Below are 8440 nucleotides of genomic sequence, written 5' to 3' on the forward strand. Positions count from 1 at the left end.
GAATGGGAATGGCAAAGGATAAGAAAAGTAAAAATAAACAGAATGATGATCAGAAGCAAAACTCTTTTGCAAAAAGGTTTATGCTTTGGATTGCCATGCCTGTAACCGCGCTGATTTTCTTTTCAACAGCAATTGTTATTGCTGGAGGGATGATACCAACAGGAGTTGCCTATTTCGTGGATAAAAGCGAAGGGAAATATGCGACACGTACTGTTGGATATATGAATATCGCAGGTGCGATTTATGTCTGTATGGATATGTGGAGCAGCGGCGACAATACTTTCGAACGCGCACTTACATTGTTAAGTGATCCTTTGAATTGGTTAATAATGTTTGGTACTGCGGGGGCTGGTTGGCTTATCTATTTTATGTTGCCGCCAGTTGTATTTTCTTATCTGCATGCATATTCCTTAATCCGGAATAAGAAGATTAAAGAGCAGCAGGATGCTTTGGTAAAGGAATGGGGCGAAGTTGTGCGTGAAACAGCGCCGATGGTATCTGCAGATTTGATGCGGTTTGATCCGGATTTGGCTTTGGAAGATGGATCGCCACCACCTTTATCCGAAGAAGATCAGGTCAAAGCCGTAGAGCTTAAAAAGGCGCTTGCCAAGAAGGAAAAAATTAAAGAAGCACGCGCCAAGAAGAAGCAGCAGGGATAAGGATAAATAAAAAGGCCGCCCTATCATGGACGGCCGTAAGTTTTTTCTAGGTTGGGTAAAGTCTTAAACTAAATTTTTCTCAAGTGCCAAATTGCGCATTGCTTTTTGAAGCTTTTCAAAGGCACGTGCTTCAATCTGACGGACACGCTCGCGGCTGATATTATAGACTTGGCTTAATTCCTCTAGAGTCTGAACAGGGTCTACTAAACGACGCTGCGTAAGAATTTCACGTTCACGTGTATTGAGATGTTCCATTGCTTCCGCAAGTAATTCACGACGTAAAGTTAACTCTTCGCTTTCAGCATAGACGGCCTCTTGGTTATCAGTTTCATCTTCTAACCAGTCCATCCACTCACCATCACCATCACCATTGGCTTTCAATGGCGCATTGAGTGAATTATCAGCTCCAGCCAAACGACGATTCATTGAAACAACGTCTTGTTCAGGCACATCTAACTCTTCAGCTATTTTTTTCACGTTTTCTGGGTGAAGGTCACCTTCTTCAAATGCTTGTAAGCGACCTTTGATGCGACGCAGGTTAAAGAATAACTTTTTCTGAGCCGCAGTTGTGCCCATTTTAACCAAAGACCAACTATGAAGGATGTATTCCTGAATGGAAGCACGGATCCACCACATCGCATAAGTTGCGAGGCGAAAACCTTTTTCCGGATCAAATCGCTTTACTGCCTGCATCATGCCAACATTGCCTTCGGAGATAAGTTCTGCAACGGGCAGCCCATATCCTTTATAGCCCATGGCAATTTTAGCGACGAGGCGAAGATGTGAAGTTACAAGTTGGTGGGCCGCGTCACGATCTTCGTCTTCGCGCCAACGACGCGCAAGCATATATTCCTGATCTGGTTCCAGCATAGGGAACTGACGGATTTCATCCATATAACGTTGTAGATTACTTTCCGGCGTTAGAACGGGTAAATTTCCTGTTGCGCTATTACTCATAATTTCACCTTTTAAATCTCTGTTAGTCGGCTCGCTTGTCAATTATCATTTATGACGTTTTTACCTATTACGATCCGATATAGATACAATATGGGGATCACTCATGTTTTTTCAAGGGCCAAAATAAGGCATAAATGTGGCAATCGCGAAAATTGTATCTTTTACAGGATACTCGGAGATTAACTTAAAAGATAGAGCAGTTCCTCTAAATCACGTGGAAGTGAAGATGAGAACTGGATTTCTTCACCTGTCACAGGGTGTTGAAAACCCAATGTTTTTGCATGAAGTGCTTGTCTGTTGAAATTTTGTAAAAAGTCTTTGGCCTCATTTGATAGAACGGAATTACGTGCTTTCGTCACTTTTCCATAAACAGGGTCTCCCATTAAAGGATGGCCTATAGATGTCATATGGACACGAATTTGATGGGTGCGACCTGTTTCCAATTCACATTCTATCAAACTAGCGGAACCTGCATGAAGTGGCTTTATCGTCTTATAATGGGTGATTGCATGTTTTCCGGCTGGTGCTGAAACAATAGCCATACGTTTTCGGTCAACTGGATGACGGCCTATGTTGCCCTCAATTGATCCAGAAGTCGGGGCAGGTAATCCCCAGACAATCAATTGATATTGGCGAGTTAGATTATGAGCAGCAAATTGTTCTGAAAGCCCTTGGTGAGCTTGATCTGATTTGGCGATCACTAGCAAACCGCTGGTATCTTTATCTATGCGATGCACAATGCCGGGGCGCTTTACGCCGCCAATACCCGATAAGCTATCACCACAATGATGCATTAAGGCATTTACAAGCGTGCCTGATGTATTGCCAGGTGCCGGATGAACAACCATCCCGGCAGGCTTGTTGACGATCAGCAAATGTTCGTCTTCAAACACAATATCCAATGGAATATCTTCTGGTTGCACATCCAGATCTTCAGCGGGGGGGACTTGTACGATTATACGATCTCCCGGTTTGACCCGTCTTGCGGGGTCCGTTAAGGTGCAGTCGTTCAAAGTGACCATTTTGCCATAGATCAGGGATTGGACGCGACTTCTTGAGAGGTCTTCCACTTGACTGGCAATATACTGGTCCAAACGCTGACGTTGCTTCTTTGGGATATCACCGTCAGGCAATGTAAATTCAAAAATTTCGGATGTTTCGCTCATAGAAGGGGCTATACATCATTGGATAGAAAAAGGCGAGGTCTTTTCATGCAGGCTATACGGACTGTTGTCATCTTTATGAGTTTCTTATTGGTTACCGGGATTGGTGTTCTTTTTTACGGTATCATGAATGATTGGCACAAGAAAAATGACGATGCTGATGTCGTAAATACTGGCGACGTTCCTTCTGTACCGTCTTATAATATGATCAGTTCAATAGAGCCTACTTTGTCTTTAGAAGCTTTTGGTGACTGGGAAGTTCCATTGCCAGTAGGGGCTGTAATCCGTGATATGGAAAGCAAGAATGGCATGCTATTCTTACGCTATGTTTCTGGTGGTCGTGGGGGTGTGGTTGTTTTAGATCTATCAACAAAAACCCATTTAGGCACAATCAAATTTAAATAATATCAAAAAGTATCGTGGAGCAGGGAAGATGAATTTCGCATCTGATAATTCTGTGGGGGCAAATCCTGAAATTATTCAGCATTTGCTGACCATTAATGATGGCGGTTTACCCTCTTATGGGGATGATGAAATTACACAGAGTGTAGAAGATAAACTATCAGAAATTTTCGAACGTAAAGTGGCTGTCTTTCCGGTTGCAACAGGCACGGCTGCGAATGTGATTAGTTTATCTGCGATGACGCCATCATATGGTTCAATTCTTTGTCATAGTGAATCCCATATTCAGTTAGATGAATGTAATGCCCCTGAAATGTTTACGGATGGGGCCAAGCTGATCACGATCGCGGGTGAGAATGGCAAGATGACTGCGAAAGCGGTGCAAGATTATCTAGATATGGGATGGAAAGGTGTTGTGCATCATGCCCAACCTTCGGCAATTTCTATCACACAAGCTACTGAGTCCGGTACGGTTTATTTGTTGGATGAAATTAAGGACTTAACAGCTGTCGCGAAACAGGCTGATATGAATGTGCATATGGATGGTGCGCGTTTTACCAATGCATTGCGCACATTAGGCTGTACTCCTGCTGAAATGACTTGGAAAGCTGGTGTGGATGTATTGTCTTTCGGGGCTACTAAGAACGGCTGCTTAAATGTTGAGGCAATTGTGGTGTTTGATCCGGATTCTGAGATCGCAAGACAGATGCCTTTTCGTCGTAAACGTGGCGGACATCTATTTTCCAAGATGCGGTATCTTTCAGCCCAGCTTGAAGCATATTTGGAAAATGATCTCTGGATTAAAAATGCAGATTATGCAAATGACATGGCAAAGCAGATTGCCGATGCTGTTGAAGCTAATCCAAGTTTGGATGTTATTTTTCCTGTCGAAGCAAATATCGTATTTTCCCGTATGAAAGCTGAGCAGGCGCAGAAGTTATATGATCAAGGGTTTTACTTTTATGAATTTCCCGCAGCGGGAAAGGATGCGTATCGTATGGTGACTTCTTGGGTAACAAAGCAGGAAGATATTTCTAAATTAGTAGCTGCTATCACGGAAATTTAAGGAAAAACACAGGTAAATGCAGAAAGTGAAATAAAAATGACATTTTTTGCATTTTTCCTCTTGCAAGGGGCGGCGGAAGCAGATAGAAACCACCCCGTCGCAAGGTACACCGTGTGACAGAAAATATGTCCCCTTCGTCTAGAGGCCTAGGACACCGCCCTTTCACGGCGGCAACACGGGTTCGAATCCCGTAGGGGATGCCAATTATAAAACCGCTCGCAGAGATGCTTGAGCGGTTTTTTATTCCCTAATGGTTGACTGTGGGATCAAAAAAAGCCCGACATGAATGCCGAGCTTTCTTCTTTAAGCGATGAGGTCGCAGAATTAATCTGCCAAGGTACCACAAGCTTTGATCAAATTTAAAATCTGATTACGAATATCTTCATTAGGGATTGCATCAATTTGCTTTGCTAAAGCAATAGTGCGATTGCGTAACGCTTCTACACCTTGACCGCTACCTGAATCTTGATCTTCGAAATAATAAGAAATGTCTGTGTCTAATGCTTTGGCAATTTCCCAAAGGCGGCTGGCACTAATACGGTTGGTGCCTTTTTCATATTTTTGAACCTGTTGGAAACTAACACCTAGAATCTGAGCAAGCTTTTCCTGGCTGTAATTTTTTGCTGCACGTGCAATACGTACTTTATGTCCCACTTGTACATCAATTGGATGTGGCATGAATATCCCTCATAACATTAGCCCTGTCATTTTAGGTAGTTTGATGACAGTTTTATAACTTTAATAATGCCGGAGGAATAACCAACGGGTCGCTGCAAGAGGCGTATCCAAAAGCTGCGATAGAACGGTCATCAATCTAGACAGCTTAAATGACGTTGACAACAAAAATCTAGTTCTAGGTGTAGAAAAATAAGGGAACAACTTAAAACTGACCATTTGGTCAGTGAATTTTACATCTTATGGTATAATTAATTATTATCGATTATCCTGATGTTTGATTTTTTACAGATAATTTGTGGTGATATGGTTGGGGGGCGGTGTCTTAATGGTTATGCTAGCGATGTAACTGTTACAGTTCAGGATGTGGCCAATCTTTTATAAGGTATCGATCGCGAAGTTGGATGGGCATTCTCTTGGATAATTGTCTTATGGGGAAATCATTTGGTGGTAAAATGATTAAGGCCGGAACAAATTCCGGCCTTTGGTACTAGTCATTAACTTAGTTAATCCTATCGAATTCTTCGTCAGGAAGGCGATTTACTCCGTCTAGGATATCCAAACTGATTGCGCGGGATAAGCTATCGGCATCGTTATCCTCGATGGCTTTCATAGCTGCCTGATGTTGATCTTCAACAGTGCCTAATCCTTTGCTCCGCATTGCCATTTTTAGGAATGGTCCAATTTGCAACCAAAGGCTTTCAATCAATGGCATGATGATTTGTGAAGGACCATATTGATAGAGAGTGAAGTGGAATTCCATATTCTTAATTAAATATGTTTCTACATCATTACGTAAAATAGCTTGATCGATTTCCTTATCTAACTCGCGAAGATCTGTAAGGCGGTCTGGCGTAATATGTGCCATTGCACGTCGTGCTGCCAATGCTTCCATTGCAACACGTGCATCGGCCAATTCGCGATATTTCTCTGCAGTCATTTTAGGAACTGTCACGCGACGGTTCGGCAATAGCTCTAACGCGCGTTCGGCCACAAGGCGACGTAATGCTTCACGTACCGGCATTGGGCTTGTGCCTAATTCTTCCGCGAGCCCACGAATGGTAATGGCTTTACCAGGCTCAAAATTACCAAGCATGATGTCAAGTCTAAGCTGTTGATAGACTTTTTCCTGTAAGGTCAGGTGTTCAGGTGTATCCTGAGTTGAATTATCGATCTCTGAACTCATAATCTCTTTTTTTTCGAATCACTTAAATTTAGCTGTGATCACAAATTGAGACATGCGTCGCGAATTGTCAATTCCTAGGCCTGAATTTCTGCGGTTTTTTTCGGTTTTCTAGATTCTCGCCATGCAATATAGCTGGCACTGAAGGCAATGACGATCCCACCGATAATGGTATAGAAGTCAGGTTCCTCGGCAAATAGAAGCCAACCTAAAATAGCCAACCAGATAAGGCGCGTATAATCCATTGGCATGACAACATGTGTGTCACCCAGTCGTAAGCTTTCAGTCATCGCATATTGGGCTATTGTGCCAAGCAAGCCGATACCAAGTAACCATAACCAGCCTTCCGCGCTTGGCCAGCTCCAGACAAATAAAGCGGGAATAAGCGTCAGTGGGGTCATCATAATTGTCATATAGAAAGTGATGGTTAAACTGCTTTCTGTGCGAGATAATAGTTTGATAACCATTAAGGCGCCTGCCCATAATACAGAAGCAATAATGACTAAAATCGAACCCGTATCAATTTCAACCATTCCCGGACGTAAAATGATTAAGGCGCCGATAAAACCTATAATAATCGCAAACCAACGATGGTAACCGACTTGTTCTTTAAACATCAGGATGGCTAGGACAGTTGCGAAAATAGGTCCAAGGAAACTCAGTGCTGTGACATCGGCTAGGGGGGCTACAGCAAGAGCTGTAAAATATAATGTCATGGCGCCTGAATTAAGAATGGCGCGCCATAATAACATACCGGGGCGTTTTGTTTTTAAGGGCGTTAGGCCATGTTTGAAAAGTAGTGGTACCAATACAAACATACCAAAGAAATTTCTGAAGAAGACGACAACTAGAATATCTACATCATGAGACGCAATGCGTATCATGGCATGCATCGCAGAAAACAAAAGAACGGCTGCCAACATCCAGATCATACCTGTGATGTTTTCAGATAAATTATGCTTTGCAAATATCATAAAGGCAGCCTTCCCAATCAGTTGGAAAGATAACCTACGGTAAATCTAGGATGGTGCAAGTTACATTTGCTTGTCATGCGAAAATATTCTCAATTCTTTCCGATTATTCTCATTGCTAAGGGGAATGCCAATGGATACAAAATATGCAGCTTGAAATTAATCAATAAAATGGGGAACGAAATGTCTGTTTCTATCTATCACAATCCGCGTTGTTCCAAATCTCGTGAAACTTTGGTTTTGTTGGAAGAGCATGGCATCGAAGCTGATGTCATTGAGTATTTGAAATCTACACCGACTGTCGATGAATTAAAAAGTCTTGCCGAAAAGCTTGGCGTCGGCCCACGTCAGATGATGCGTATTAAGGAAGCAGAATACAAAGAGCAGAATTTAGCGGAGGCAGATGATGAAGCTTTATTTTCTGCGATGGCTGCGACGCCTAAATTGATTGAACGCCCAATTGTTGTGAATGGAGATAAAGCGCGGATTGGTCGCCCGCCTGAAGCTGTGATGGAATTGTTCTAGGCGACTTTAATTAATTATTTCTTTCTTTAAGGAAAGATATCATGTCTGATCCGGTTTTACTATCTGTGAAAGATCATGTGGCAACCGTGACATTAAATCGTCCGGATGAGCTAAATGCATTTTCCGATCCGGTGATGATTGATGCTTTCCTTGAAACGCTTGATAAAATTCATACCAATCCAGATATTCGCGCAGTTGTTTTAACTGGGGCCGGCAGAGCTTTTTCGGCTGGCGGTAATGTGAAGCATATGCGTGATAAGGTGGATATGTTTTCAGGCAGCGCGGATGATATTCGTCAAGCCTATCTGGATGGTATTTTGCGTGTGCCACCGCGCTTCTATAACTTGGATATTCCAGTAATTGCTGCTGTTAACGGTCCGGCCTTTGGGGCTGCGTTGGATTTGGTCTGTATGTGCGATATTCGTCTTGCAGCACCAGAAGCCAGCTTTGGTGCACCATTCGTTAAAATTGGCATCGCACCGGGGGATGGGGCCGCTTGGTTCTTGCCACGGATTATAGGGCAAAGTAACGCTGCTGAAATGCTGCTAACGGCTGAACCCGTAAAGGCGGAAAAGGCTTTGGAAATAGGGCTTGTCGGGCGCATTATCCTACAAGAAGATCTTGTCGATGAGGCTATAAAACTTGCAGAGAAAATTGCTGAAAATGCGCCTTTAGCTGTTCGGGAAACTAAAAAGCTTCTGCGTGAGGGGCAATTTACAAAATTGGAACCTCATCTCGAAGCCTGTGCAACTGCACAGGGGGTGCTTCATTGTACAGAAGATCATATGGAAGCGATTAATGCTTTTTTTGAAAAACGAATAGGCAGCTTTAAAAACAAA

The 8440-nt window shown here is 42.9% G+C and carries 10 protein-coding genes and 1 tRNA gene; 6 read left to right on the forward strand and 5 right to left on the reverse strand.

Translation table 11 applies throughout. From position 1 onward, the window contains the following. The first annotated feature begins 8 nt into the window (after nt 1–8). A complete protein-coding gene (locus tag E1160_RS08600) occupies nt 9–659 on the forward strand; it encodes a hypothetical protein (RefSeq protein WP_155154739.1) in 651 nt (216 codons plus the stop codon). A 63-nt stretch (nt 660–722) separates the two neighbouring features. On the opposite strand, the gene rpoH is transcribed toward E1160_RS08600, so the two are convergent. Both rpoH and E1160_RS08610 read right to left on the reverse strand, forming a co-directional pair. Further along, nucleotides 723–1616: an RNA polymerase sigma factor RpoH gene (gene rpoH, locus E1160_RS08605; RefSeq protein WP_155154740.1), complete on the reverse strand. Its 894-nt coding sequence runs from the start codon at nt 1614–1616 to the stop codon at nt 723–725. 179 nt (nt 1617–1795) lie between these two features. Then, nucleotides 1796–2782, reverse strand: a complete 987-nt coding sequence (locus E1160_RS08610) for an RluA family pseudouridine synthase (protein WP_155154741.1) — start codon at nt 2780–2782, stop codon at nt 1796–1798. A gap of 45 nt (nt 2783–2827) precedes the next feature. On the opposite strand from E1160_RS08610, the gene E1160_RS08615 reads away from it, so the two are divergent. From E1160_RS08615 to E1160_RS08625, 3 genes are all read left to right on the forward strand, one after another. Further along, entirely contained in the window at nt 2828–3184 is a 357-nt protein-coding gene (locus E1160_RS08615) for a hypothetical protein (RefSeq protein ID WP_155154742.1), read from the forward strand. Nucleotides 3185–3212: 28 nt separating this feature from the next. Beyond that, a complete protein-coding gene (locus E1160_RS08620; protein ID WP_155154743.1) occupies nt 3213–4247 on the forward strand; it encodes a threonine aldolase family protein in 1035 nt (344 codons plus the stop codon). Nucleotides 4248–4374: 127 nt separating this feature from the next. Next, a tRNA-Glu gene (locus tag E1160_RS08625) sits at nt 4375–4450 on the forward strand. 121 nt (nt 4451–4571) lie between these two features. Here the strand turns inward: E1160_RS08625 and E1160_RS08630 are convergent. From E1160_RS08630 to E1160_RS08640, 3 genes are all read right to left on the reverse strand, one after another. Continuing rightward, on the reverse strand, nt 4572–4925 hold the full coding sequence (locus E1160_RS08630) for a helix-turn-helix domain-containing protein (RefSeq protein WP_155154744.1): 354 nt from the start codon (nt 4923–4925) through the stop codon (nt 4572–4574). A gap of 499 nt (nt 4926–5424) precedes the next feature. Continuing rightward, nucleotides 5425–6108 (reverse strand): GntR family transcriptional regulator, encoded by a 684-nt coding sequence (locus E1160_RS08635; protein ID WP_155154745.1) that lies wholly within the window; start codon nt 6106–6108, stop codon nt 5425–5427. Nucleotides 6109–6182: 74 nt separating this feature from the next. Next, nucleotides 6183–7079, reverse strand: coding sequence for a DMT family transporter (locus tag E1160_RS08640; RefSeq protein WP_155154746.1), 897 nt, complete (start codon nt 7077–7079; stop codon nt 6183–6185). A 180-nt stretch (nt 7080–7259) separates the two neighbouring features. On the opposite strand from E1160_RS08640, the gene arsC reads away from it, so the two are divergent. Further along, nucleotides 7260–7601 (forward strand): arsenate reductase (glutaredoxin), encoded by a 342-nt coding sequence (gene arsC / locus E1160_RS08645; protein ID WP_155154747.1) that lies wholly within the window; start codon nt 7260–7262, stop codon nt 7599–7601. 41 nt (nt 7602–7642) lie between these two features. Beyond that, nucleotides 7643–8440: enoyl-CoA hydratase-related protein (locus E1160_RS08650; protein WP_155154748.1), on the forward strand; the 798-nt coding region annotated here is incomplete at its 3' end.

The organism is Curvivirga aplysinae (assembly GCF_009711445.1).
Taxonomy (GTDB): Bacteria; Pseudomonadota; Alphaproteobacteria; order UBA8366; family Aestuariispiraceae; genus Curvivirga; species Curvivirga aplysinae.